This window comes from Deinococcus aerolatus, from assembly GCF_014647055.1.
GTDB lineage: Bacteria > Deinococcota > Deinococci > Deinococcales > Deinococcaceae > Deinococcus > Deinococcus aerolatus.
In genome coordinates, this window is the sequence record NZ_BMOL01000005.1 from 158,090 (window position 1) to 182,602 (window position 24,513).

Genomic DNA, 24,513 nt, shown 5'->3' on the forward strand with positions numbered 1-24,513 from the left:
CACTCCCAACCACCGCAAGTCACCTGCATATTTGGCTCAAAGATTAGTGAGCCGTAAAGGTCTCTGGTTGTTTATGTGAAGCCCGTGACCTTTCAGCGCGAGGGTGATTCTGGATATGGTGGCTTCATGAAGAAAGTCACCCTGACCCTGCTGGCGCTCACCGCCTTTTCCACCGCCTCCGCCGCAAATTACATCGGCGGTTCCGTGGGCTCTGGCCTCAGCGTGCACTACCAGAGCGACCTGACCACCAACTCGGCCATTCGTTACGGCCTGAACCTCGACGCAGTGAACTTCAACTTCAACGCGCTGTCTGTCAACGCCTCGGTGGACTACCTGGCCGATTTCGCCGGCACTGGCCCGCTGGGCGGCTTCACCCCGTACTACGGCGTGGGCCTCAGCGCGGGCGCGGGGCTGGGCAGCAACCTGGGCCTGAGCGCGTACCCCCACGTCACCCTGGGCCTGAACTACAACATCTCCGCGCCGCTCAGCGTCTTCGTCGAGGGCAATGCCGGTCCCTACATCCGCGTCGGCAGCGGGGCCAACACCACCAACATCGGCTTCGGCAGCACCGCCCGCATCGGCCTGAACTACCGCCTGCCCTGAGCGCAGCTGCTGCCTCCCGCCCCCAGCCCGTTCATCAGCTGGGGGCTTTTTCCGTGCAGGCGTCATCCTCCGCCCCCTTCCGGCCGAACTCTCATGCCGTTCGATGGGCCGTCCCCATTCATAGCAAGAAGCGTTTCTTTTTCCCGCGCCGACTGTACAAGCAGGTGGCCGACCGTGCGTACCAGGAAAGCCCCCTTATCGTGCTGGCCGCCGAGACCAACATCCGCGCCGTGCGCAGCAACCTGCAGGGTGCGTCGGCCGCCGCCTGCAACCCCATGCGTTCTTTCGGCTTCACCGGCACGCTGTGGCGGGAGCTGAGCAAGGAGTAGGCGGGGCACCGCCAGCACGCCCCAGAAAGAAAGTCTTTCAGGTGCTGGCGCGGTCCGCAGCCCTGAGAGATTTCCCGTGGCCGCCGGGGCGCAGCGCGGTGGCCTGACCCATCAGCGGGGCCACCTCGCTTCTCTCCTGCCCACGCCCACCGTCTATAAATCTCACGGTTCACGGGGGCCGGGGCTGACACAATGGCCGGATGAATCTTGCGCCTCCCTCTGATCTGTTCGATGTCGCCATCGTCGGCGCTGGCCCGGTGGGGCTGGCCGCCGCCATCGCCTGCAAGCGCGCGGGCCTGAGCTACGTGGTGCTGGAAAAGGGCTGCGTGGTCAACGCCATTTTCGAGTACCCCACCTACATGTCCTTTTTCACCACCGCCCCCGAACTGGAAATCGGCAACCACCCGATGGTGACGGGCCACGACAAGCCGGACCGCCGCGACGCGCTGATGTACTACCGCCTGGTGGCGCAGCGCGAGGCGCTGAACGTCGCGCAGTACACCGCCGTGACGGCCGTTCACGCCGCCCCGGCGGGCTTCACCGTGGCCATCGAGCGGCGCGACGGCACGCCGGACGTGCTGGAGGCGCGGCGCGTGGTGGTGGCCACCGGCTACTACGACAATCCGCTGCACCTGGGCATTCCCGGCGAGGACGGCCCCAACGTCAGCCACTACTACACCGAGGCCCACCCCTTCATGGGCCTGAACGTGACCGTGATCGGCGCCGGCAATTCGGCCGCCGACGCGGCGCTGGACCTGTGGCGGGGCGGCGCGAACGTCACGATGGTCGTCCGGGCCCCGGAATTGAAAAGCACCATCAAGTACTGGGTCCGTCCGGATCTGGAAAACCGCATCAGGGAGGGCAGCATCAGCGCCCACTTCAACGCCCGCGTGGTGGACATCGGCCAGGACACGGTACGGGTGGAAGGTCAGGACGGCGAGACCTTCGAGCTGCCCACCCATTTCACCTTCGCGCTGACCGGGTACCGCCCGGACCTGTCGTTCCTGGGGGGGCTGAATCTGGCCCAGCAGCCCGACGAGTGTCTGGTGCTGGACGGGCACTATCAGAGCAGCGTGCCGGGTCTGTTCGTGGTGGGCAGCGCGGGCTTTGCGGGCAAGACCAACCAGGTGTTCATCGAGAACGGACGCCACCACGCCGATCTGGCGGTGGCCGAGATCGAGCGCCAGCTGGCGGGTCACGCGGAGTTGCAGCCTCAGTAGTGCCTCTTTTTCGCGGTGGCGCTGGGCCGGAACTCACTGGCCCGGTCCAGCGCCACCGCAACGGCAACCATCACCTGAGGTGACTAACCCTGCCCCAGTGCCCCCAGCACCTCTGCCTCTCTCTGCGGTGTCAGCGCGTACTGGAGGCCCGCGTCCCTGCTCCAGGCCCGCGTGTCCTGCGCCGTGACCAGCGGATCGGTCAGGGTCAGGCCCGCCGCCAGCGCCCTGGCCGGGTCGACATCCATCAGGCCGCCCTGTTCGCCACCCGCCGGCACGTAGACAGGCAGTTCGCGGGAGCTCAGCCCACTGGCCTTCTGCGCCTGTGCGTCCACCCACACCGGATCAGTGACGCCCAGCAGGACCATGAAATCGGCCCAGCCCAGTCTCGGCCCGGCCAGATTGAAGATGCCGTCGATGCCGTGCTCGACCACCCGAACCGTGAAGCGCGCCAGATCACGGGCATCGATGACCTGCAAAAAATCCGAGCCGTCGCCGGGGGCCAGCACGGCCCCACCACGCGCGGCGCGGTCCCCCCAGTACGGGTAACGCGCGGTGTGATCGAAGGGGCCGGCCACGATCTGCGGGCGCAGCACCGTGGAATGCCCGCCGTAGACTTCATGCACGATGTTCTCGCAGGCCACTTTCAGGGGGCCATAGGTTGCGCCCGACACCTCGGTCACGTCCTCGGCGGTGGGCGCGGACAGCGGATCGTCCTCGCGCACCGGGTGGCGGCCCGGCTCGGCGTAGACGCTGACGGTGCTGATAAAGACGTAGCGCCCCACCCGGCCCTGCAACCCCTCCGCACTCGCGCGCACCTGCCTGGGCGTGTAGCCGCTGACGTCCACGCAGGCGTCCCACTCCCGGCCGTCCAGGGCAGCCAGACCCGCCGGGCCGTCGTCGCGGTCGCCGTGCACGCGCTCAACCATTGCAGGCAGCTCGTCCTTCGACTTCCCGCGTGTCAGCACCGTGACCGCGTGGCCCGAGTCCACAAACGCCTCCACGATGTGCCGCCCCACGAACTGCGTGCCGCCCAGAATCAGGATGTTCATGCCCCCACCATAGAGCGGGCACAATAGGACGCATGAAAGTTCGCTTCACCAACCGGGGCGTTCGCGTCCGTATCGATGATCTGCAGCTCGCGGCGCTGGAGCGGGGCGAGGGGCTGACGCTCGAAACACGCTGGGAGGGTGGAGGCTGGGCGCTTAGCCTCGATCCGCTGTCAGACGGCGTGTCGGGTGCTGGCGGTGGGCTGAGGGTCGGCCTCAGAAAGCTCCTGCCCCAGCTGACCGATCCGGCCCACGAGGGCGTCATGTTGGAGGGGCCGCCGCGGGTGGACGTGGAGAAAGATTTCGGGCCTCAACATGCCTGAAGCGGCCTAGCGCCGCGCCCAGCGCCCCCCGACCTCCTCGGCCAGACCCATCAGTTGCAGCATGACCAGCGCGGTCTGCAGGTCTGGCAGCGGCAGGCCCGTTCCAGCCTGAAGATCGTCCAGGGTGGCGGGGGCACCCAGGGCAGCCAGCACGCGGGTCTGCTCGGGCGGCAGATCCGGTACGGGAGCGGCGGGCGCCTGACCCCAGCCCAGCTCGTCCAGCACGTCCTGGGCCGATTCGGTCAGAACCGCGCCGTCGCGAATCAGGGCGTGGGGGCCGGCGGCGCGGGGATCGCCGGCCCGGCCCGGCACCGCGAACACCGTGCGTCCGCATTCCAGCGCGTGGGTGGCCGTGATCAGCGAACCGGACTTGCGTTCGCCCTCCACCACCAGCGTCCCGGCGGACAGGGCCGCGATCAGGCGGTTGCGCGTCGGAAAGTGGTGCTGGGCCGGGCCGGTGTCCAGCGGATACTCGCTGAGCAACGTCAACCGTTCGGCCAGGGCGCTGTTCTCGCGGGGGTAGATCACGTTCACGGCGCTGCCCAGCACGCCGATGCTGTGGCCCCCGGCCTCCACCGCCGCCCCGTGCGCCGCCGTGTCGACGCCGCGCGCCAGACCGCTGACCACCACCACGCCCGCCCGTGCCAGATCGCCCGCAATGCGGCGCGTCAGGCTGATGGCGTGGGGGCTGGCCGCCCGCGTGCCCACGATGCCGACCGCATACGGCACGACCGCCAGCTCCGGCAACTCGCCCCGCACCCACAGCACCGGCGGCGGGTCTCCCAGGGCCTCCAGGGCCGCCGGATAGCCGTCCAGGCCCCGGCCCAGCAGGGTCACGCCCATACGCCCGGCCCTGGCCAGTTCGGCCTGCGCGCCGGCGGCCGCCTTGGCGTGGCCCATGCCCGCAACACTTCGGGCGTCCAGGCCCGGCACGTCGCGCAGTCGGGTGAGCGGCGCGCTCAGGGCAGCCTGCGCACTGCCAAAATGCCGCCGCAACGCCTCAATCCGGCGCGGTCCCAGGTTCGGCGTCAGGCGCAGGGTCAACAGGGCCAGCAGTTCGGAAATGTCGTCGATGGGCGCGGCACGGGTCACCCTGTCAGGATAGGCAGTGACACTTTCAGCTTCCTTTCCGGCCCCGCTTCAGACGGGTGGCGGCCCTTCCCCGTCGGGTGGACATTCACACTTCGGCCGCATTCCGGGTCAGTCCTCGTCGCCCAGCGCCGCACCGGGAATGGTCAGCACGAACTCCGCCCCGCCCTGCGGGTGGGTGCCGCCGCTCAGGCCGCCGCCGTGCATCACTGCAATCTGGCGCGACACGCTCAGGCCCAGCCCGCTGCTGCCCGCGCCGCTGACGAACGGCTCGAAGATGCGCTCCCCCAGTTCGGGCGGCAGGCCGGGACCGCTGTCGCGCACCGTGAAGGTCATGTGGTCCGCCGTCTCGGCCAGGGTCAGCGTGACGCTCCCCTCCGGCCCGGCGGCGCGGCGGGCGTTGGCCAGCAGGTTGCGGACGGCCTGGGTCAACCGGTCGGGATCGCACAGGATGCCGCCGGTCCAGTCGCCCATGAAGTCGGTGCCGGGCACCAGCCGTTCCAGCCGCTCCTGCAGGGTCCGCGCCGGAATGTAGTGCCACGCCAACTTCAGCTCCAGCTGCCCGCGTGCCAGCTGCATCAGGTCCTGGGTGGTAAAGGTCAGCTCGTCGGCCACCAGGGCGGCGCGGCGCACCTCGGGATCGTCGGTGCGCTGTTCGGCGCGGCGCAGGCTGGCCTTCAGGACGGTCAGCGGCGCCCCCAGCTCATGCACGATCTGGCCCAGCAACTGCTTCTCGCGGGCCTGCCCGGCCTCGATGCGGACCAGCAGGCGGTTGATGGCGCTGAGCAGGCGGTGCACCTCGTCCTCGCGGGCCGGCAGCGGCAGCGTGGCCAGGCTGCGCGTGGGGTCGATCTGATCGGCCAGGTTCGCCGCGCCCTGCAGGCCTGCCAGCGCCCGGCGGCCCACCCACCAGCCCACCACCAGCAGAATCAGCGGCGTGCACACCAGCGCGATCAGCAGGGCGCTGATGGCACTCTGGCGGGCAGAGACCAGATCATCCTCTGGCAGGCCCACCCACAGCGTGCCGAACGCCCCTGCCTCGCGCCGCACCGCCCGCACCGGGGTGTCCCCGATGTTGACCCGCGACTGGTTCCCGAAAGGATCGCGCGTTTTCTCGAATACCCGCAGAATCGGGCTGGCCGCCACCACCGTGCCGTCACCGTCAATCAGCATGGTGTAGGCGTTGGCCCCGCCTGCCGTCTTGCCCAGGCCCGCGCCGGGATTGGCAAAGGCCTCGGCCAGCGTGTCGGCGCGGTCATTCAGGCGGGCGTTGAACTGCTGGTCCATACGCGACAGCAGCAGCGACACCACGCCCAGACTGATCAGCATGATCAGCGCCAGCGCCAGCAGGCTGTAGGTGGCCGCCAGCCGGAAACGCAGACTGTGGCGCCACGCCACCCGCGCCGAGGACAATCCGGCTCCCGGTATCAATACGGCGCCCCGCCGCGAGGGTGCGGTGGGCACGTTCGGGGCAGGGCGCGGGGGCAGGGGCATGCTCAGGCTTGCAACACGTAGCCGACGTTGCGGATGGTGCGAATCTTCAGGTCACTGTCGGACTGCTCCAGCTTCTTGCGCAGCTGCGAGATCCGGACCTCCACGCTGTTGCTGTTGGGGGTCTCCCAGCCGTACAGGTGAGACTCAATATCGGCCCGCGAGAAGACCCGCTCGGGCGTGCGCATCATCAGTTCCAGGATGCGCGCCTCGTGCTCGGTCAGGTTGATGCTCTTGTCGTTCACCGTCAGCAGCAGGCTGGAGGTGCTGAGGCTGGTGTTGCCCAGGTTCACGCCGGTGCCGGCAGCGGTGCGGCGCAGCAGGGCGGTGATACGGGCGTCGAGTTCCGGCATGGCAAACGGCTTGGTCAGGTAGTCGTCTGCCCCGGCATTCAGCCCGGCCACACGCTCCTGCACGCCGCTGCGGGCCGACAGCACCAGCACCGGGGTGCTGCTGTACTGCCGCAGCGCCTGCACCAGATCCAGGCCGTCGCCATCGGGCAGGTTCAGGTCCAGCAGGATCAGTTGTGCGCTGTGCATACCCAGCCACGACTGCGCGTCCCGCAGGGTGGCAGAGTGGTGCACCTGATAGTCGCCGGACAGGTACTCCTTGAGCAGCGGCCCGAGGTGTGGATCGTCTTCTACAACCAGAATCTGCGCCAGCATGGGGTCTCCTTGGGGTCAAACGGGTGCTACTTGCCTTCCTTGGCAGCGTTGTCTCTGAACGGGGTCTCGGCGTTCCTCAGGCCCGGCAGGCTCAGCGACTGTCCGGCCGGCTGAGCACTGAGGGTGAGTTTGTAGGGCAGCAGAAACTTACCCAGGGTCAGGGTGGTGTTCGCGCTGCGGTCCGCCGCGGCAGAGGCCGCGCTGGCCGGCACCTGCAACGTCAGCTGGCCCTTGCTGAGGGTGCCGTTGTAGCTGCTTTTCAGGCCGGGGAAGGTCACGCGCGCCTTTTCCTCGTCGGTCTGGGCAAACAGCACCACCACCGGGCCGTCATAGTCACCGACAAACTGCATGACCAGCTTGCTGCCGCTGCTCTCGCCGTCTCCCACCTTGGTCTGCAACTCGCGGTCCCAGACCTGCACCTTCAGCGCCCCGGCCGCAGGGGCCAGGGCTGTCAGGCACAGCAGGAAAAACAGAATGCGGGTCATCATGGCAGTGTAACGAAGTCTCCTGGGTGGGGGGGCGGGAACGGAGAAGCCTGGTGGGCCCTCCTGCCGCCTCACTTTATTCTTTCAAGCTGATGCGCCCTTGACGAATCACGGGCGCACCTTTAGATCAGCTTGTAGATCAGCCTGGGATGCTGTGAGGCCCATTGAGGCAGCGGGCCGGGAGAGTCACATCGCTTCCAGCATCAGCCGGTCGGGGTTTTCCAGCAGGCGGATCACTTCCTTGCAGAAGCGGGCGGCCTCCGCGCCGTCCACCAGACGGTGATCGAACGACAGGCTCAGGTACATCATATGCGCCACGACGATGTTGTCATGCTCGTCCACGATGGGGCGCTTGACGATGCTGTGGATGCCCAGAATGGCGGCGTCGGGAACGTTGATGATCGGGAACGAGAACAGCGCCCCGATCGAGCCGATGTTGGTGATCGAGAAGGTGCTGCCCGCCAGTTCGTCCGGGGCCAGCTTGCCGGCCGAGGCGCGGCCCGCCAGATCAACGACCTCACGCGCCAGCTCGAAGATGCTTTTCTGGTTCACGTCCTTAAGCACCGGCACGGTCAGGCCCGCGTCGGTGGCGACCGCCATGCCCATGTGGTAGTAGCGCTTCTGCACGATCTCGCCGCTGGCCTCGTCGAAGGACGTGTTCAGGCTGGGGTACTTCTTGAGGGCCGCCGTGACTGCCTTGAAGATGAACGGCAGGTACGACAGCTTCACGCCCGCCGCCGCCGCCTCACCCTTGACCCGGCCCCGGAACTCCACCAGCTTGGTCAGGTTCACCTCGTCCACGGTCAGCGTGCGGACGGTGTACAGGTGGCTGGCCTGCATCTGGTTGCTGATGGCCCGGCGCATGCCCCGCAGCGGGACGCGGTCTTCCAGGTGCTCGTAGCCCTTGGGCGTGCGGTACTGCACGGGCGCGACAGGCATGCCGCCTGCCCCCTTGGCGGCAGGCTGGGGTGGGCTGGCCGGAGTCGGGGCAGCCTGAGCCTGGGTCTGAGGGGCCTGGGCCGGCGGCTGAGGCGCGGCGGCCTGCGCGGCCCCACCCTGCCCATGCGCCGTCACGTCCTGCACGCGGATGCGCCCGTTGGGGCCGCTGCCCTGCACCTGCGCCAGATCGATGCCCATCTCGCGGGCCAGCTGGCGAGCGGCAGGAACGGCGAGGACGCGGCCATCGGCACGGGCTGGGGCGGGCGGCGCAGGCTCGCGGTTCAGCGTGCCTGTCCCGGCAGTAGAGCTGCCCGGCGCACCGCTGCCGCTGCGGCTGCCCAGCCCCTGCACCTTCACCTGCTCGTCCGAGGCAAAGGCCTTGAACAGGCTGCTGGAATCGTCGTCGGCCCCGCCCTTCATGTGGCCCGCCTCCACGATGCTGCCGCCCTGGTCCTCCTGGGCAATCTGCTCGCGTTCCTCCTGCGCCTGGGGAGGCAGCTGGGCGTCGGCGGTCGTGGGATTCTCGCCGCTGTCCTGAATGGCCTGGGTGGCGCTGGGCTGCGTTGACGCGGCAGCCTCGCCGCCCTCATCAATCAGGGCGATGACGGCGTGAACAGCCACCACGTCGCCCTCCTGGGCCATGCGCTTGCTCAGGATGCCCGCCGCCGGGCTGGGCAGTTCCACCGTTACCTTGTCAGTCATGACCTCGCACAGCGGCTGTTCCAGGGCAATGGTGTCGCCCTCCTCCACCAGCCATTTCAGGATTTCGCCTTCGACAACACTCTCGGCCAGTTCAGGAAGCAGAATTTCTTTCACGGATTACCTCGGAGATGGGATGGGGCTTATGGGGTGCGGACAAATTTCGGGAGGGAGACTAGGGGGTGGGACGCCTGCCCTCCCCTACCCGTTCAGGAAGGCCCGCAGGACGCCGTACAGCATCAGCACGCCGCCCAGCACCTGAATCCAGCGTTCGCCCTTCGCGTACCGGTAGGCGCTGAGGCCCAGCGCAACAAACATCACGCCGATGCTCAGGCTCTGCCACGGCTGCGGCAGCTTGCCCGCCACGGCGTACACGCCGAAGCCGATCATCAGGCCAAGGGTGCCCAGCAGCGGGCGCAGCAACTCCGGGTTCAGCTTGGGCTTCATGGGCGCAGCCTAACGCGGGAGGCAGGGGCGTTAATAGTTCAGGGCCTGCACGCAGGCCGCCGTGATGCGGTTGGGGCCGGGCAGGTAGACCTTGTCCTGCACGTAGGGATACGGCGTGTCAAAACCCGCCACCTGACCGACGGGGGCCAGCAGCGAGTCGAAGGCGGCGGCCTGAATGCTGTAGGCCACCTCACCCATGAAGTTGCTGATGCGCGGCGCCTCGCTGACCAGCACGGCGCGGCCCGTCTTCTGCACGCTGGCCACCACCAGCTCCTTGTCCCAGGGCACAAGGCTGCGCAGATCAATGACTTCCACGCTGACGCCCTCGGCGGCCAGCGCGTCGGCGGCGCGTTCCAGATCCGGCATCACGCCGCCGTAGCCGATCAGGCTCAGGTCCGTGCCCTCGCGGCGGATAACGGCCTCGCCAATCCTGACGATGTAGTCGTGGCCCGGCACCTCGCCCTTGGAGGCACGGTACAGCCGCTTGGGCTCAAAGAAGATCACCGGGTCTTCTCCGCGAATGGCGGCCTTCAGCAGCCCCTTGGCGTCGTAGGGCGTGCTGGGCATCACCACTTTCAGGCCCGGCGTGTGGGTGTAGTAGCTCTCGGGACTCTGGCTGTGGTGGTGCCCGCCCTTGACGCCGCCGCCAGACGGCGTGCGGATCACCAGCGGCGCGGTGTACTGCCCGCCGCTGCGGTAGCGCATCTTGGCCGCCTGACTGATGATCTGGTCAAAGCCCGGCCCCATGTAATCGGCGAACTGGATCTCGGCCACGGGCCGCAGCCCGCGCACCGCCATGCCTACCGCCGCGCCCACGATGCTGGCCTCGCTGAGGGGGGTGTCGAACACGCGGTCCTTGCCGAAGGTGGCCTGCAGGCCTGCCGTCGCCATGAACACGCCGCCGCGGGCGCCCACGTCCTGCCCGAACAGCACCACGCGGCTATCGCGCTCCATCTCCTCGTGCAGCGCCTCGGTCACGGCGGTAATCAGGTTGATGGTGCGGGGTTCGGCGGCGGGCATGTCCTGTCTCTCCTGGGTGGCGATCATCGGCTGCCCCCTTCCTGCTCGGCACGCATCATGGCGGCCTCCTCGCGCAGGTGGGCGGGCATGTCGGAATAGACGTCCTCGAACATGATGCGCCAGTCCGGCTGCCCGGTGGCCTCGGCGCGGATAACCTGCTCGTCGACCTCCCGGTGAACGGCGGCGATCATGGCCGCGCGTTCCTCGGACTCAATGGGATGGCCCAGATGCTCCAGCAGTTTCTCGACACGCACCACCGGATCACGGCCCAGCCACTCCTGCACTTCCTCGCGGGTGCGGTAGTTCTTCTCGGCGTCGGCGTCGGCGTTGCTGTGCGAACCGACGCGGTAGGTCAGGCACTCCACCAGCGCGGGGCCGTTGCCGGCACGCACCCACCCGGCAGCGTGCGTGCAGACCTCCATGACCGCCACGATGTCGTTGCCGTCCACGTAGAAACCGGGCATGCCGTAGGCCTTGGCCTTGATATGGATGTTCTCGCTGGCGGTCTGGCCGCGCAGGTTGGTGCTGATGGCCCACTGGTTGTTCTCGCAGACGAACAGGCACGGCGCGGCCATCGCCCCGGCCATGTTCATCCCGGCGTGCCAGTCGCCTTCGCTGGTGGCCCCGTCCCCAAAGGTGCAGACGGTGATCTCGTCGGTGCCCAGGTACTTCTGCGCCATCGCAGTGCCGGTGGCGGGCGGCACCTGGTTGGCAATGGAGCTGCTGATCGACACGAAGTTCTGCTTGCGGGCGGCGAAGTGGTGCGGCATCTGGCGGCCCCGGCTGGGATCGGAGTTGCTGCCCAGGCACTGGCTGATCAGCTCAAACATCGGCACGCCCAGCGCCAGCGCCAGCGTGTGATCGCGGTAGTACGGCCAGACCCAGTCGTGGCCGGGGCGCACCGAGTGCGCCAGCCCCACCTGGGTGGCCTCCATGCCGCTGGACTGCGCGTAGAAGGTCGTGCGCCCCTGCCGCAGCAGCGTGATTAGCTTGCGGTCGAACTCGCGGGCCCGCAGCATCACGGCGTGCAGCTCACGCAGGCGTTCGGGGGTGTAGGCGGCTGGCAGGGGCTGAACAGGCAGGCCGTCCTCGCCCACGTAGCGGATCGGTTCGGCAGTGAAAGGCTGAATACCCGCAGTAGCAAGGGATTCAACCGGAGGGGATGTGGTCATTTGAGGCGGGCCTCCTGTACGGGCGGCAGAGCGCCCAACCTGCTCTGCCATCGGCGGAATATGTCTAACTGATGTCTAACCTAACGGGCGTTAGGCATTCTAGCCGCTGGACATAGGCAAGAGAGGAGACGGCTCTGTCCATTCACCCCGGACGATGCTGGACCAGGGGTGGTACTTCAGGGTTGAAAACTCTGATCAGTGGGCGAAAAACACCAGGTCGCCAGGAACGTAATCGGGCACAGCCCTCCCCTCCCCTGCGGGAGCCAGGGTCTCCAGGATCCGCCGGGCCTCGGTCAGATAGGCGGCGAAGGGCACATTCTCCTCAGCCGTCAGCGGGCGCTGTTCCCCGAACAGGTCCAGCGGGGCCTCGTCCTGCGCGTGGGTCCACGCCCCGCTCATCCAGTCAAAATCGTACAGGGGCAGGAAGCGCGCGCCGTGCTCGGCCACGAATTCGATGGCGCTCAGCAGGAACTCCACCTCCTCATCGCTGGCCCAGGGCGCCAGGTTCAGGCGGGTCCAGCCGGGCTTGAGTCCGTCGATGTTGGACAGCGCACACTGCATGTAGCGCTCGCTGCGCTCGTCGTCGATGTCCAGCAGCACATGTCCGTAGGGACCGGCACAGGCGCAGCCGCCCCGGGCCTGAATGCCGAACAGGTCATTGAGCAGCCGGACCACCAGCCGCGGGTGCAACATGGTGCCGCCCTCGGTGCGAATCAGGAAAGAGAGAAAGGCCAGACGCTGGGCGTGGGGGTTGCCCAGCAGCTTCACCCTTTCATTGCGGCCCAGCCGCTCCAGCGCCCGCGCGAACAGCTCGTGCTCCCGCGCTGTCAGGGCATCGACGCCCAGTTCCTCCTTGACCTTGAAGGCCAGTGCAGTGCGGACCTTGCCCAAAATCGCGGGGGTGCCGGCGTCCTCACGGGCCTCGATGTCCTCGATGTACACCTGTCGGGTGCGGCTCACGTAGCGCACCGTGCCGCCCCCTGCCGTGCTGGGGACGTTCAGATGATACAGATGCTCCTGGAAACACAGCAGACCCGGTGTTCCCGGCCCCCCCACGAATTTATGGGGGCTGAGGAACACGGCGTCGTAGCCGTCCGGCCTGCCCGGCTTCATGTCGATCTTCACGTAGGGACCGCTGGCGGCAAAGTCGAAGAAGGCATAGGCCCCGTGCTGGTGCAGAATCCGCGCCACCGTGCGGGTGTCGGTCAGCAGGCCGGTCACGTTGCTGGCGGCGCTGAACGAGCCGATCTTGGGGCGGCGGGCGTACTGCGGTGACTTGAGCGCCCCTACCAGCGCGTCGAGGTCGAGGTTGCCCCGCTCACACAGCGGCAGTTCGACCACCTCGGCCAGCGTCTCGCGCCAGCTGACCTCGTTGCTGTGGTGTTCGTAGGGGCCGACGAACACCACCGGGCGCTCGTGTTCCGGCATGGAGGCCAGCACCGTGGCGCGGTAATCGCTGCAGACGGTCAGGCCCAGAATGTCCTGAATGCGCCGCACCGCCGCCGTGCTGCCCGAACCGCAGAACACCAGCTTGCATGTCGCGTCGCCGCCCAGTTGCCCCCGGATGTAGTCGGCGGCCTGGTGGCTCATGTGGGTGCTGTGCGCTCCGGTGGCGCTGTCCTCGGTGTGGGTGTTGGCGTACAGGGGCAGGGCCAGCGTCATGACCCTCTCCTCCACGCTGCGCAGCGCCCGTCCGGAGGCCACGTAATCCGCGTAGGTCACCCGCCGCTCTCCGAAAGGCGTGCGAATCACGGCGTCAGTTCCGATCAGATCGGCCCGGAGAGTGGTGAAGTCCATGCCTGATTGTAGGAGCTTCCTGATCTAAAGGCCAGATAAAGGTGTGAGACCCGTCCGCTCACGCAGCCTGCACCGGGGGTTTTCCGGCGGTTGTCCCGCGATCCGGGTCACCGTCACCGCTGGACGCGCCAGATACACTTGGGCCGATGAGTGGCTGGAATGTGATTGTAATCGGTGGAGGCCACGCGGGCCTGGAGGCGGCGTGGGCCGCCGCCAAATTTTCACGGGTGGGCCTGCTGGTGGGTAACCCGGCAACGGTGGGCCGCATGCCGTGCAACCCGGCGGTGGGCGGTCCCGGCAAGAGCCAGCTGGTGTTCGAGATTCAGGCGCTGGGCGGCCTGATGGGCCGGCTGGCCGACGACACCGCGATCCACACCCGCGTGCTGAACGCCAGCAAGGGGCCCGCTGTCCAATCGCTGCGGGTGCAGAACGAACGCGACGCCTACGCCGAACACGCCCAGGACGTGATCTTCAGCCAGCCTGAGATCGACGTCATCCGCGGCGAGGCGGCCGATCTGGAGGCAGACGGTCGTGGCGGCTGGCTGGTCGTGACCACCGATGGGCGGCGTCTCCCCTGCCGCAGCGTGGTGGTTGCGGCGGGAACGTTCATGCGGGCGGTGACGTGGTATGGCCGCCAGTCCCGCGCCGAGGGGCGGCAGGGCGAGCCGCCGTCGCGCTTCCTGTCCGCGCCGCTGGAACGGGCCGGGCATGTCCTTAAACGCTTCAAGACCGGCACGCCGCCGCGCGTCCGCGCCGATTCAGTGGATTTTTCCAGCCTGCTGGAGGTTCCCGCCGACCCCCAGCCGCGCGGCTTTACCGGCACGCCCGGCCCACGCGCCCAGGAGTCCCCCACCTGGCAGACCCACACCACCCCCCAGACCCACCAGCTGATTCACGAGAACCTGCAGGAATCGCCGATGTTCTCCGGCGACATCGAGGGCCGGGGGCCGCGCTACTGCCCCAGCATCGAGGACAAGGTGGTCCGCTTTGCCCACCATGACCGCCACCTGCTATTCGTCGAGCCGGACGGCATCCAGACCAGCGAGGTCTACTTGCAGGGCTTCAGCTCCGCGCTGCCGCCGTATCTTCAGGACCAGCTGGTGCGGACCCTGCCGGGGTTTGAACATGCGGTGGTGCAGCGTTACGCCTACGCGGTGGAGTACGACGTGGTGGACTCCACCGAGCTTACCTTGAACATGGAGTCTCGGCGGCTGCCCGGCGTCTTTACCGCGGGCCAGATCAACGGCACCAGCGGCTATGAGGAGGCGGCGGCGCAGGGGCTGGTGGCCGGAACAGCAGCGGCCCGCCGCGCACTTGAGCTCACCACTGAGCCTCTGGGACGGGACACCGGATACATAGGGGTTCTGATGGACGATCTGGTATTCAAGAGCAGCGATGAGCCCTACCGGATGATGACCAGCCGCGTTGAGCACCGGTTGCTGGTGCGCCAGGACAACGCCGATGAGCGCATGACCCCGCTGGGTCACCGGCTGGGACTGGTCAGCGACACTGAGCTGCGCCGGATCGAGGCCAAATATGAGCGCGTTGCCGCCGGCATGCAGGCCCTCACCAGTCAGCGCAGCGGGGGGCAGCGTGGCGACGCTTGGCTTCGCCGCCCGGAGTTCAGCCTGCCAGACGTCGAGGCGCTGGGCATCTCGCTGAACGCGGAGCTGGACGCCAGCGAGCGCGAGGCCATCGAGATTCGCGTCAAATACGCCGGCTACATCGCCCGCGCCCGCCAGCAACTGGGGGCGGAGGACCGCGCCCGTGACCTGCGGCTGGATGGTCTGGACTACGCGGCGATACCATCCCTGTCCAATGAAGCCCGGGAAAAACTGGGCAGAAGCCGCCCCGATACCTTGGAGCAGGCGGCACGTCTCTCCGGGGTGCGCCACGCGGACATCGGGGCGCTGCTGGTTCACCTCAAAAAGCGCGGCGTTTCACGGGAAACTTGACGGTGAAACAAGCAGGAGAGTAGGAGACAAATTGGATCTACCCCACCCAATTCGAGCTGCTTGACTGTAACCCGCGTTTCACGGGAAACTTGACGGTGAAACAATGGAGGGGCAGGATTGAATACTTTTGAAGAGGGCCTGTTGCTGGGCATTCTGATTGGCGAGGGACATTTCGGCGGGGATGGAAAACAGCCCCAGATCACGCTGCGAATGCATACGCGACATCAGGCGCTGTTTGAAACGATGCTCCGGCTGTGTCCGGGGTCCAAACTGTACGGCCCCTACGAGCACGGTGGTCGCAGCTACTTTCAGTGGATGGCGCGGGGGCAGGTGCTGCGTGAAACCCTGTTGCCGCTGCTGGACCGCCTGCCGCTGCGCGACATCGATACGCATGTGTATGAGCGGTATGCCGACATGAAAGAGAGGTACCACCTGTGAACCGCGACGGACTGGACTTGCTGCAACGCGGCGCTGCACTGCTGGAGCTGGACCTTACCGCCCAGTTGCCCGCCTTCGAACACCTGTTTTCGCTGCTTCAGGCCGGCAACGAACGCCTGAACCTCACGGCCCTCAAAACTGAGGAAGATATTGTCCTCAAGCACTTTGTGGACTCCCTGACCTGCCTGCGCGGCGGATATCTGGAAGGTGAACTGAAGGTGCTGGACCTGGGGACCGGCGCCGGATTCCCCACCTTTCCCCTGGCCCTGGTGAGGCCCAACCTGCACTTCACAGCAGTGGATTCGATTCGCAAGAAGATCGACTTTGTGCGCGATACGGCGACGCAGCTCAGCCTTCCCCAGGTCACGCCGCTGGTGGGGCGGGCCGAAATGCTGGGACGCAGCCCGGACCACCGGGAACGTTATGACCGTGTGGTGGTCCGGGCGGTGGCCTCCCTGCCGGTGCTGGCGGAACTGGCCCTGCCTCTCTTGCGTGAGGGTGGCCTGCTGGTGGCACAAAAAGGAGCCATCACTGCCGAGGAGCTGAATGCTGGGCGCCGCGCGGCAGGAGAGGTGCGCGGCAAGGTGCAGGTGGTTGATCCGTTTGACCTGCCCATCCTGGGAGACGCGCGAACCCTGATTGTCATTGAGAAACTTGGGCCGACGCCGTCGAAGTACCCACGGCGCGCGGGGGTACCCACCGCCCAGCCGCTGTTCTGGACCCCGCCGCCCAGGACAGCACGCTAAAGTGGGGGCAAAGGTGAGGTTGACTTGATGGGAGACGGACAGAACAGACGGCTGCACGAGGCCGGGCCGGCAGACAGGAGGGCGCAATGAAGGTACTGGGGCTGGTCAACCAGAAGGGCGGGGTAGGCAAGACCACCACCGCCATCAATCTGGCCGCCTACCTCGCAGCGGGGGGGCGGCGGGTGCTGCTGCTGGACATGGACCCCCAGGGCAACGCCACCAGCGGCCTGGGCCTGCGCGGCGCGGAGGTAGGGCTATACGAGGCCCTGGAAGACCCGGCCCGCGCCGCCGAATGCATCCGGTCCACCAATCAATCGGGTCTGGACCTGCTGCCCGCGACCCCTGACCTGGCCGGGGCAGGGGTGGAGCTGGCCGACGATCCGGACGCCCTGGGCCGTCTGCTGGGCCATCTGACGCAGTACGACCTGGTGCTGGTGGACGCGCCGCCCTCGCTGGGGCCACTAACGGTGAACGTGCTGGCCGCTGCCGACGCCCTATTGATTCCCCTGCAGGCCGAGTACTACGCGCTGGAAGGGCTAGCCGGGCTGATGGAGACGGTGGAGCGGGTCCAGGGCGGCCTCAACCCCCGGTTAAAAGTGCTGGGCGTGGTACTGACCATGTTTGACGGACGCACCAATCTGGCCCAGGAGGTCGAGACGATGGTGCGTCAGCACTTCGGTGATCTGGTGTTCTGGTCCGTGATCCCGCGCAATGTGCGGCTCTCGGAAGCGCCCAGCTTTTCCAAGCCGATCAACGCCTTTGCGCCGCTGTCCAGCGGGGCCGCCGCCTACAAACGGCTGGCCGAGGAGGTGATGTCCCGTGTCGAGAAAATCTAGCCTGGGCCGGGGCCTGGACGCCCTGCTGGCCCGCCCGGTGACGGACACGGCCCCACCGGGCAGCGCCGGGGGCGTGCAGACCCTCAACATTGACCGCATCGTGCAGGCGGGCTATCAGCCGCGTCAGGTTTTCGAACCGGGCTCGCTGGCCGAACTGGCCCAGAGCATCCGTGAGAAGGGCATCATCCAGCCGTTGCTGGTGCGCCCACGCGGCGAGGCCTTCGAGATCGTGGCCGGCGAGCGGCGCTGGCGGGCCAGTCAGCTCGCTGGACTGACCGAGTTGCCGGTGATCATCCGCGATCTGGGGGACCGCGAAGCCCTGGAAATCGCCATCGTCGAGAACCTGCAGCGCGAGGATCTGGGGCCACTGGAAGAGGCGCGGGCCTATCAGGCCCTGCTGGACCAGGGCCTGAACCAGGAGGGGGTGGCGCAGGCAGTGGGCAAGGGCCGCAGCACCGTGTCCAACGCCCTGCGCCTGCTGACCCTGGGCGAGGGGGCCCTGCGCGCCCTGGACAGCGGCAAGATCAGCGCCGGTCATGCCCGCGCCATCCTGGCCCAGGCGGACGGGGACCGCGCCTGGGCACTGGAACAGATCACCACGCGAGGCCTGAGCGTACGCGAGGCCGAGGCGCTGCGCCGCGAGGGCAGGCCCCGGGCCGGTGCCCCGGTCAAGGTCAACCCGCCGCGCACCTACCGTCAGCTGGAGCTGGACCTGAGTCGACGCACCGGTACCCGCGTCCGCATCACCGGCGAGGGCAAGGGGAAAGTAGAGCTGAATTACGCTTCGCGTGAGGAACTTGACCGGCTGCTGAACCTGCTGGGTTTTGAGGCCGAGTAGCAGGAATCACCGGTAGAGGAAAAAGGGGAGACGGAGAGGTTGGAACGCCTCTCCCTCCTGCTTTGCCCCTCTCTTTCCCGTCAGCGGGCCTTGCCCACCAGAAAGATGTTCGGCCAGGGGCGGTAACTGCTCTTGAGGATGTCCTGCTTGAAAGCCTTGCCATCCCGTACAAACTTGCGGGTGACCTCAATCACCGCCCCCGGAGCCGCCCAGTCTATCTGCTTGCGCTGACCGGCAGGCAGGCTGGCGTCGGGAATCAGGCGGTCCGCAGGTGAGGGGGTAGAACTGAGCGTGTTCGGCTTGCCGATCTCCACCGTGAAGTCCCGCGCCTTGCCAAAGACGCTGACGCTCAGGGTGGCCGCCTCATCGTCCCACTCGGTCTGGAACCACAGCGCGCCGCCAGTGTCGTTGGCAAATTTGAGGTCAAGGCTGGGCTGGTAGATGGTAGCATCCAGGCCCTGCGGATCGTAGTAGTGCACCTGATAGGAGTGGTTTTGCCGCTGGGCAATCGGCAGGCCTGCGCCGTACAGGGTGCGGAAGACGGTGGTGCTGACCTGACAGATGCCGCCGCCGACACCACTGGCCGTGCGGTCCCCGGCGATAACCAATCCAGCCACGTAGCCGTTCCCCGCCGTGATCGGGCCGATGAATCCGTTGAAGGAAAACACCTTCCCCTCAAACAGGCGGTCACGGAAGTTGCGGGCGCCCACGTGGATATTGGTCACCCGGTCGGCGCTGCTGCCGTAGTAATTGGTCTCGCCAGTGCCCAGGTGCGCGGTAATTCCCCTGGACAGAAAGTAGTCCAGCGTGCGCGTAGGAGGCGTCTGACCACTGACCACCACGCTGGCCTTGACGCCTCTAGGATCCTGGATGGCCGCAAGGACGCTGGCGCGCGTAGCCTCCAGATCGATTTTCAGGGCGTTGCGCTGCACCACTGCCCAGCCATCCCACAGCTGCTCGAAACGGGCGTCCTGGGCCTTGCCGGTCAGCCCATCCACGAACGCCTTGAGGTCGGCATCCAGACTGACGGTGATCTCCCCGCTCTGGCGGATCAAGGCCATGCGTGGCCCGGGAATGGTCAGGGTGCGGGTCAGCGGAACCGTGGTCTTCTTGCCGTTCACCAGGGCCGGGATGGTGGTTTCCACGTTGATCAGCAGCGGGGCCTTGAACGCTGGAGCCTTGACGGGTGGAGGGGCAATGGGCGAGGCCGCCGGCTCCGGCCCAGGGGGGGTAGGGACCGGCACCTGGGGAAGAGGCTGAGGTTCTGGCTGAGGTTCCGGTGCGGGCAGCTGTGGAGAAGGTTCCGCTGTGGGTTCCGGCTGCGGCGTGGGCTCAGGCGCAGGGGCGGGCTGCGAAGGGGGAGGCAGCGCGGGGATGGCCGGCATCTTGGCAACACCCTGACCCAGCGCGGCTGTCACCAGCGCGGCGCTCAGGGCCAGGGACCAGCGGAATTTCAAGCTCATGCCCGGCAGTATTTCACGCACCGCCCTCTGGACCATGAACCGCAGCTGACGGGGTGGCAGGCTGAGGCCTGGAAACCCCTTGTCTTCCGCCGCGCGGCTGACGATGCGGCCGGGCGGCCAGGAGGGGGGTGGTATGCTGACCCGCGCTACGCAGTACGTAAGGGAGGTGCGCGCCTATCTCGCAGGAAATCTGGTCGGACGTGCTGGGGTACGTCCGCAAGAACATTTCGGAAGTTGAATACCACACCTGGTTTGCGCCGGTGAAGAACCTGGGGGTGCAGGAGGGCTCGCTGGTGCTGGGTGTTCGCAATTCCTTCGCGCAGGAATGGTTTCGCAAGCACTACCTGGAGCTGCTGGAAGACGCCCTCCGCTCGCTGGGCGCTCAGAACCCACAGGTCAGTTTTCAGGTGCTGCCCGCCGCGCAGGACACGCTGCTGTCCCTCAACGATCCGCCGCCCGCACCCAGCAGGCCGCCGTCCAGCTCGACTGGCGGCCCCTCGGCGCAGGACCAGGCCGAAAATCGCAAGCGGTTGAATCCCAAGTACACCTTCGAGAACTTCGTGGTGGGGCCGAACAACAACCTCGCGCACGCGGCGGCAATGGGCGTGGCCGAGTCGCCGGGCAAGGCGTACAATCCGCTGTTTATTTACGGGGACGTGGGGCTGGGCAAGACCCACCTGATGCACGCGGTGGGGCACTACATGTCCGAGCGCTTTCCCGACAAACGCATCGAGTACGTGTCCACCGAGTCGTTTACCAATGACCTGATCAACGCCATCCGCGACGACAAGATGACGCAGTTTCGCAACCGCTACCGCAGCGTGGACCTGCTGCTGGTGGACGACATCCAGTTTCTGGCGGGCAAGGAACGCACCCAGGAGGAGTTCTTTCACACTTTCAACGCGCTGTACGAGAACCACAAGCAGATCATCCTCAGCTCGGACCGGCCTCCCAAGGACATCCAGACCCTGGAAGGGCGGCTGAGAAGCCGCTTCGAGTGGGGCCTGATCACCGACATCCAGTCCCCGGAGTACGAGACGCGGGTGGCCATCCTCAAGATGAACGCGGAGCACAACCGCATCGACATTCCGCAGGACGTGCTGGAACTGATTGCCCGGCAGGTGACCAAGAACATCCGCGAGCTTGAGGGCGCCCTGATGCGTGTCGTGGCCTTTTCCAGCCTGAACAACGTGCCGTTCTCGCGGGGTGTGGCGGCCAAGGCCCTGAGCAACATCTTCGCGCCGCGCGAAGTAAAAGTCGAGATGATGGATGTACTCCGTCAGGTGGCGTCCCACTTCAACATGCCTCCTGACGTGATTCGGGGCTCGGGCCGGGTGCGCGAGGTGGTGGTGCCGCGTCAGGTGGCGCAGTACCTGATTCGTGAGCTGACGGACCACTCCCTGCCGGAAATTGGACAATTCTTCGGTAGAGACCATTCCACCGTCATGCATGCCATCAGCAAAGTCACAGAACAGCTGGGCAAAGATCAGGAGATCACCGCCTCAGTTGAGCTGCTGCGGCGCAAGATGCAGGGGCTGGATGATGAAGATCTGGATGCATAATCATAATTTCATATTTTGTCTTCAGCAGAATAAGTTCCAAAACGCGTTCCAAAACGGTGTGTAGACTTTCACAAGCTGTGGATAACCCTGTGGATAACCTGTGGATAACCCCGTTTTTTCTGTGGATGATTTTGTGGATAACTCGCCTTTCTGACACCCCTGTGGATAACCCCCCTTTTTATCCACAGGTTATCCACAGGCAAGTGCCACTTATCCACAATTTTGTCCACAGGCAGAAGTTGCGCCCAGCGCACCTTCAAGCCACTTATCCACAGTTTCCACAGGCCCTATTACTACTACTACTATCTTTTATAGTTATTTAAAGACAGGTAAGAGATAGGTGTTGGAAGGCAAACCAGAAATTCTTAGATCAAGTCCAAAAAGTGAGATGTTGACATGAGACGAAATTCAAAGTTGGAATCCGGCAAAGGCATCCGAAGGGATCAGCCGTGAAAGCCCACGTCACCAAGAAAATTCTGAGCGAGGGGCTGGGCCTGCTGGAACGGGTGGTGCCCAGCCGCAGCAGCAATCCGTTGCTGACCTCGTTGAAAGTCGAGGCAAGCGAGGCCGGGCTGACGCTGAGCGGCACGAATCTGGAAATCGACCTGTCGTGCTTTGTGCCCGCCGAAGTTCAGGAGCCGAAAGACTTCGTGGTTCCCGCCCACCTGTTTGCGCAGATCGTCCGCAACCTAGGCGGCGAGCTGGTGGAACTGGAACTGGTGGGGCAGGAGCTGGCTGTCCGGGCCGGCGGGTCGGATTTCAAACTGCAGACCGGTGACACCGAGGCGTACCCGCCGCTGAGCTTCCCGAGCAACGCGGACCTGAGCCTGAACGCCGAGGAACTGGCCCGCGCCCTGGGCAGCGTGCGTTACGCCGCCAGCAACGAGGCTTTTCAGGCGGTGTTTCGGGGCATCAAGCTCGAACACCACACCGAAACCGGTTCTGCGCGGGTGGTGGCCAGCGACGGCTACCGCGTGGCGATTCGTGATTTTCCGGCCAGCGGCGATGGCCGCAACCTGATCATTCCGGCCCGCAGCGTCGATGAGCTGATTCGCGTGCTGAAGGACGGCGAGGCCCGATTCACGTATGGCGAGGGCATGCTCAGCGTCACCACCGACCGCGTGCGGATGAACCTCAAGCTGCTGGACGGCGATTTCCCGGACTACGAGCGCGTGATTCCCAAAGACATCAAGCTGCAGGTCACCCTGCCCGCCACTGCCCTCAAGGAAGCCGTGAACCGCGTGGCCGTGCTGGCCGACAAGAATGCCAACAACCGTGTCGAGTTTCTGGTGTCCGAGGGGCAGCTGCGTCTGGCAGCCGAGGGCGATTACGGCCGTGCCCAGGACACCCTGGCCGTCACGCAAGGGGGCGTGGAACCGGCCATGAGCCTCGCTTTCAACGCCAGGCACGTCCTTGACGCCCTGGGTCCCATTGAGGGTGAGGCCGAGCTTCTGTTCTCCGGCTCCACAAGCCCCGCTATCTTCCGCGCAAGTGGCGGAGGTGGCTACATGGCTGTCATGGTCACGCTGCGCGTCTAAGGGGCCAGTGGGGGCCTTGGCGGGGCATCTACTCGGTGGCATCCCGTCTTCGGTTTGGGTCTGCCTGGAATTCACTTCGTCTTTAACAAAGTTATCCACAGTTATTCCGGCTGTGGATAACTTTTGTGGATAACTCTCGTCTCAGCCGTAATTTTCTGGCCATCCAGGGTGGTGTTAGACCAGAGGCGCCCTGCTGTAGCAAGAGGCGCTTATAGTGTCCGAGATACACCTGCTCGCCCTGTGAATTGGAAATTGGGTGCGGGGTGACGTTCAGGAGGAACCGTCATGAACATTGAAAAAGTGATTGCCCGTGAAGTGCTGGATTCTCGTGGAAACCCCACCGTGGAGGCCGAGGTTCACCTGGACAGCGGCTTCATGGGCCGAGCCATTGTGCCCAGCGGGGCCAGCACCGGCACCCACGAGGCGCTGGAACTGCGCGACGGCGGCCAGCGCTTCGGCGGCAAGGGCGTGCAGAAGGCGGTTAAGAACGTCAATGAGGCGCTTGGGCCGGCTGTGGTGGGCCTGGACGCCAGTGACCAGGGCGCGGTCGACGCGGCCCTGATGGCGCTGGACGGCACCCCCAACAAGGGCAAGTTGGGCGGCAACGCCATCCTGGCCGTCAGTCTGGCCACCAGCCGCGCCGCCGCCGAGGAACTGGGCGTGCCGCTGTACCGCTACCTGGGCGGCAGCAACGCCAAGATCCTGCCGGTGCCGATGATGAACCTGATCAACGGCGGCGCACACGCCGACAATTCGGTGGACTTTCAGGAATTCATGGTCATGCCGGTGGGCGCGCCCAGCTTCCGCGAGGCGCTGCGCTACGGCACCGAGACCTTCCACAGCCTCAAAAAGGTTCTGAGTGGGCGCGGATACAACACCAACGTTGGCGACGAGGGCGGCTTCGCGCCGGACCTGAAAAGCAACGAGGAAGCCCTGGAAGTGCTACTGGAAGCCATCGAGAAGGCCGGGTACGAGGCGGGCAAGGACATCTGCATCGCGCTGGACCCCGCCGTGACCGAGCTGTACCGGGACGGCCAGTACCACCTTGAAAGCGAGGGCCGCGTGCTGTCCACCGCCGAGATGGTGGACTTCTGGGCCGACTGGGCCTCCCGCTTCCCCATCGTCAGCATCGAGGACGGTCTGGCCGAGGACGACTGGGACGGCTGGCAGGCGCTGACCACCCGGATTGGCGACAGGGTGCAGCTGGTGGGCGATGACCTGTTCGTGACCAATCCTGAACGCCTCCAGCGCGGCATCGACACGGGTGTGGGCAACGCGATTCTGGTGAAGGTCAACCAGATCGGCTCGCTGACCGAGAGCATGGACGCCATCGAGCTGGCCAAGCGCCATCACTACGGCACCATCATCAGCCACCGCAGCGGCGAGTCCGAGGATTCGTTCATTGCCGACCTGGCGGTCGCCACCAACGCCGGACAGATCAAAACCGGCAGTGCCAGCCGCTCGGACCGCATCGCCAAGTACAACCAGCTGCTGCGCATCGAGGACATGCTGGGTGACCGCGCCGTCTATCCGGGCCGCAAGGCCCTCAGGTAAAGCGAAAACACAGGCGGCGGACGCTGGAAATCGGGACAATTCCAGGGTTCGCCGCCTGTTCAAATGCAACTGGAACCACTTCCAAGTACACTGATCTTTTGAGCTCCACCGCAAACGAGGAACGCCATGAAACATTTTGATCGAGCCACCAAGATCGTTGCCACCGTCGGGCCGGCCAGCCGCAGCCCCGAAGTGCTGGGCCGCATGATGGACGCCGGACTGAACGTCGTCCGCATGAATTTCAGCCACGGCGATCCC

General features: G+C 66.1%; 24 protein-coding genes. 13 read left to right on the plus strand and 11 right to left on the minus strand.

What is annotated here, in order from left to right; translation table 11 throughout:
- Positions 1–126: 126 nt before the first annotated feature.
- The 3 genes from IEY31_RS07525 (at position 127) to IEY31_RS07535 (ending at position 2,152) form a co-directional block, all read left to right on the plus strand.
- Entirely contained in the window at positions 127–603 is a 477-nt protein-coding gene (locus IEY31_RS07525) for a hypothetical protein (RefSeq protein WP_188970521.1), read from the plus strand.
- A gap of 164 nt (positions 604–767) precedes the next feature.
- Positions 768–932 (plus strand): hypothetical protein, encoded by a 165-nt coding sequence (locus tag IEY31_RS07530; protein ID WP_188970523.1) that lies wholly within the window; start codon positions 768–770, stop codon positions 930–932.
- A 200-nt stretch (positions 933–1,132) separates the two neighbouring features.
- Complete coding sequence (locus IEY31_RS07535; RefSeq protein ID WP_188970525.1) at positions 1,133–2,152, plus strand: YpdA family putative bacillithiol disulfide reductase; 1,020 nt, start codon at positions 1,133–1,135, stop codon at positions 2,150–2,152.
- 83 nt (positions 2,153–2,235) lie between these two features.
- Here the strand turns inward: IEY31_RS07535 and IEY31_RS07540 are convergent, their stop codons facing one another.
- Positions 2,236–3,201: an NAD-dependent epimerase/dehydratase family protein gene (locus IEY31_RS07540; protein ID WP_188970527.1), complete on the minus strand. Its 966-nt coding sequence runs from the start codon at positions 3,199–3,201 to the stop codon at positions 2,236–2,238.
- A 32-nt stretch (positions 3,202–3,233) separates the two neighbouring features.
- Between IEY31_RS07540 and IEY31_RS07545 the strand changes: the two genes are divergently transcribed.
- Positions 3,234–3,521: a hypothetical protein gene (locus IEY31_RS07545; protein WP_188970529.1), complete on the plus strand. Its 288-nt coding sequence runs from the start codon at positions 3,234–3,236 to the stop codon at positions 3,519–3,521.
- Positions 3,522–3,527: 6 nt separating this feature from the next.
- Here the strand turns inward: IEY31_RS07545 and dprA are convergent, their stop codons facing one another.
- From dprA to IEY31_RS07590, 9 genes are all read right to left on the minus strand, one after another.
- Positions 3,528–4,613, minus strand: coding sequence for a DNA-processing protein DprA (dprA, locus tag IEY31_RS07550; RefSeq protein WP_188970531.1), 1,086 nt, complete (start codon positions 4,611–4,613; stop codon positions 3,528–3,530).
- Positions 4,614–4,721: 108 nt separating this feature from the next.
- Positions 4,722–6,104 carry a sensor histidine kinase gene (locus IEY31_RS07555; protein WP_188970533.1) on the minus strand — a complete coding sequence of 461 codons (1,383 nt, stop codon included), beginning with the start codon at positions 6,102–6,104 and terminating at the stop codon, positions 4,722–4,724.
- A gap of 2 nt (positions 6,105–6,106) precedes the next feature.
- Complete coding sequence (locus IEY31_RS07560) at positions 6,107–6,766, minus strand: response regulator transcription factor (RefSeq protein WP_188970535.1); 660 nt, start codon at positions 6,764–6,766, stop codon at positions 6,107–6,109.
- A gap of 26 nt (positions 6,767–6,792) precedes the next feature.
- On the minus strand, positions 6,793–7,251 hold the full coding sequence (locus IEY31_RS07565) for a hypothetical protein (RefSeq protein ID WP_188970537.1): 459 nt from the start codon (positions 7,249–7,251) through the stop codon (positions 6,793–6,795).
- A gap of 186 nt (positions 7,252–7,437) precedes the next feature.
- Positions 7,438–9,006: a dihydrolipoamide acetyltransferase family protein gene (locus IEY31_RS07570; protein WP_188970539.1), complete on the minus strand. Its 1,569-nt coding sequence runs from the start codon at positions 9,004–9,006 to the stop codon at positions 7,438–7,440.
- A gap of 84 nt (positions 9,007–9,090) precedes the next feature.
- Positions 9,091–9,336 (minus strand): hypothetical protein, encoded by a 246-nt coding sequence (locus IEY31_RS07575; protein ID WP_229723400.1) that lies wholly within the window; start codon positions 9,334–9,336, stop codon positions 9,091–9,093.
- Between the two features lie 30 nt (positions 9,337–9,366).
- Complete coding sequence (locus tag IEY31_RS07580; RefSeq protein ID WP_188970541.1) at positions 9,367–10,383, minus strand: alpha-ketoacid dehydrogenase subunit beta; 1,017 nt, start codon at positions 10,381–10,383, stop codon at positions 9,367–9,369.
- Positions 10,380–11,528 (minus strand): thiamine pyrophosphate-dependent dehydrogenase E1 component subunit alpha, encoded by a 1,149-nt coding sequence (locus IEY31_RS07585; RefSeq protein WP_188970542.1) that lies wholly within the window; start codon positions 11,526–11,528, stop codon positions 10,380–10,382. The genes IEY31_RS07580 and IEY31_RS07585 overlap by 4 nt, the downstream gene beginning before the upstream one ends.
- A gap of 195 nt (positions 11,529–11,723) precedes the next feature.
- A complete protein-coding gene (locus tag IEY31_RS07590; RefSeq protein ID WP_188970543.1) occupies positions 11,724–13,325 on the minus strand; it encodes an aminotransferase class V-fold PLP-dependent enzyme in 1,602 nt (533 codons plus the stop codon).
- Positions 13,326–13,471: 146 nt separating this feature from the next.
- Here IEY31_RS07590 and mnmG point away from each other — a divergent pair, with 146 nt between their 5' ends.
- The 5 genes from mnmG to parB all read left to right on the plus strand — a co-directional run bounded on the left by mnmG (position 13,472) and on the right by parB (position 18,138).
- Positions 13,472–15,280: a tRNA uridine-5-carboxymethylaminomethyl(34) synthesis enzyme MnmG gene (gene mnmG, locus IEY31_RS07595; protein ID WP_188970544.1), complete on the plus strand. Its 1,809-nt coding sequence runs from the start codon at positions 13,472–13,474 to the stop codon at positions 15,278–15,280.
- 117 nt (positions 15,281–15,397) lie between these two features.
- Positions 15,398–15,718 (plus strand): hypothetical protein, encoded by a 321-nt coding sequence (locus IEY31_RS07600; protein ID WP_188970545.1) that lies wholly within the window; start codon positions 15,398–15,400, stop codon positions 15,716–15,718.
- Positions 15,715–16,464, plus strand: a complete 750-nt coding sequence (gene rsmG / locus IEY31_RS07605; RefSeq protein ID WP_188970546.1) for a 16S rRNA (guanine(527)-N(7))-methyltransferase RsmG — start codon at positions 15,715–15,717, stop codon at positions 16,462–16,464. Before IEY31_RS07600 ends, rsmG begins: the two co-directional genes overlap by 4 nt.
- Positions 16,465–16,550: 86 nt before the next feature.
- Positions 16,551–17,300, plus strand: a complete 750-nt coding sequence (locus IEY31_RS07610) for a ParA family protein (protein WP_188970547.1) — start codon at positions 16,551–16,553, stop codon at positions 17,298–17,300.
- Positions 17,284–18,138 (plus strand): ParB/RepB/Spo0J family partition protein ParB, encoded by an 855-nt coding sequence (gene parB, locus IEY31_RS07615; RefSeq protein WP_188970549.1) that lies wholly within the window; start codon positions 17,284–17,286, stop codon positions 18,136–18,138. Before IEY31_RS07610 ends, parB begins: the two co-directional genes overlap by 17 nt.
- Positions 18,139–18,218: 80 nt before the next feature.
- Here parB and IEY31_RS07620 read toward each other — a convergent pair whose 3' ends face one another.
- Positions 18,219–19,601, minus strand: coding sequence for a VanW family protein (locus tag IEY31_RS07620; protein ID WP_229723401.1), 1,383 nt, complete (start codon positions 19,599–19,601; stop codon positions 18,219–18,221).
- 200 nt (positions 19,602–19,801) lie between these two features.
- Between IEY31_RS07620 and dnaA the strand changes: the two genes are divergently transcribed.
- From dnaA to IEY31_RS18645, 4 genes are all read left to right on the plus strand, one after another.
- Complete coding sequence (gene dnaA / locus IEY31_RS07625) at positions 19,802–21,163, plus strand: chromosomal replication initiator protein DnaA (RefSeq protein ID WP_373289126.1); 1,362 nt, start codon at positions 19,802–19,804, stop codon at positions 21,161–21,163.
- Between the two features lie 449 nt (positions 21,164–21,612).
- On the plus strand, positions 21,613–22,701 hold the full coding sequence (gene dnaN / locus IEY31_RS07630) for a DNA polymerase III subunit beta (protein ID WP_188970551.1): 1,089 nt from the start codon (positions 21,613–21,615) through the stop codon (positions 22,699–22,701).
- Positions 22,702–22,986: 285 nt separating this feature from the next.
- Positions 22,987–24,255, plus strand: a complete 1,269-nt coding sequence (gene eno / locus IEY31_RS07635; RefSeq protein WP_188970553.1) for a phosphopyruvate hydratase — start codon at positions 22,987–22,989, stop codon at positions 24,253–24,255.
- Between the two features lie 126 nt (positions 24,256–24,381).
- The coding region (locus IEY31_RS18645) for a pyruvate kinase (RefSeq protein WP_229723412.1) at positions 24,382–24,513 on the plus strand (132 nt) is incomplete at its 3' end.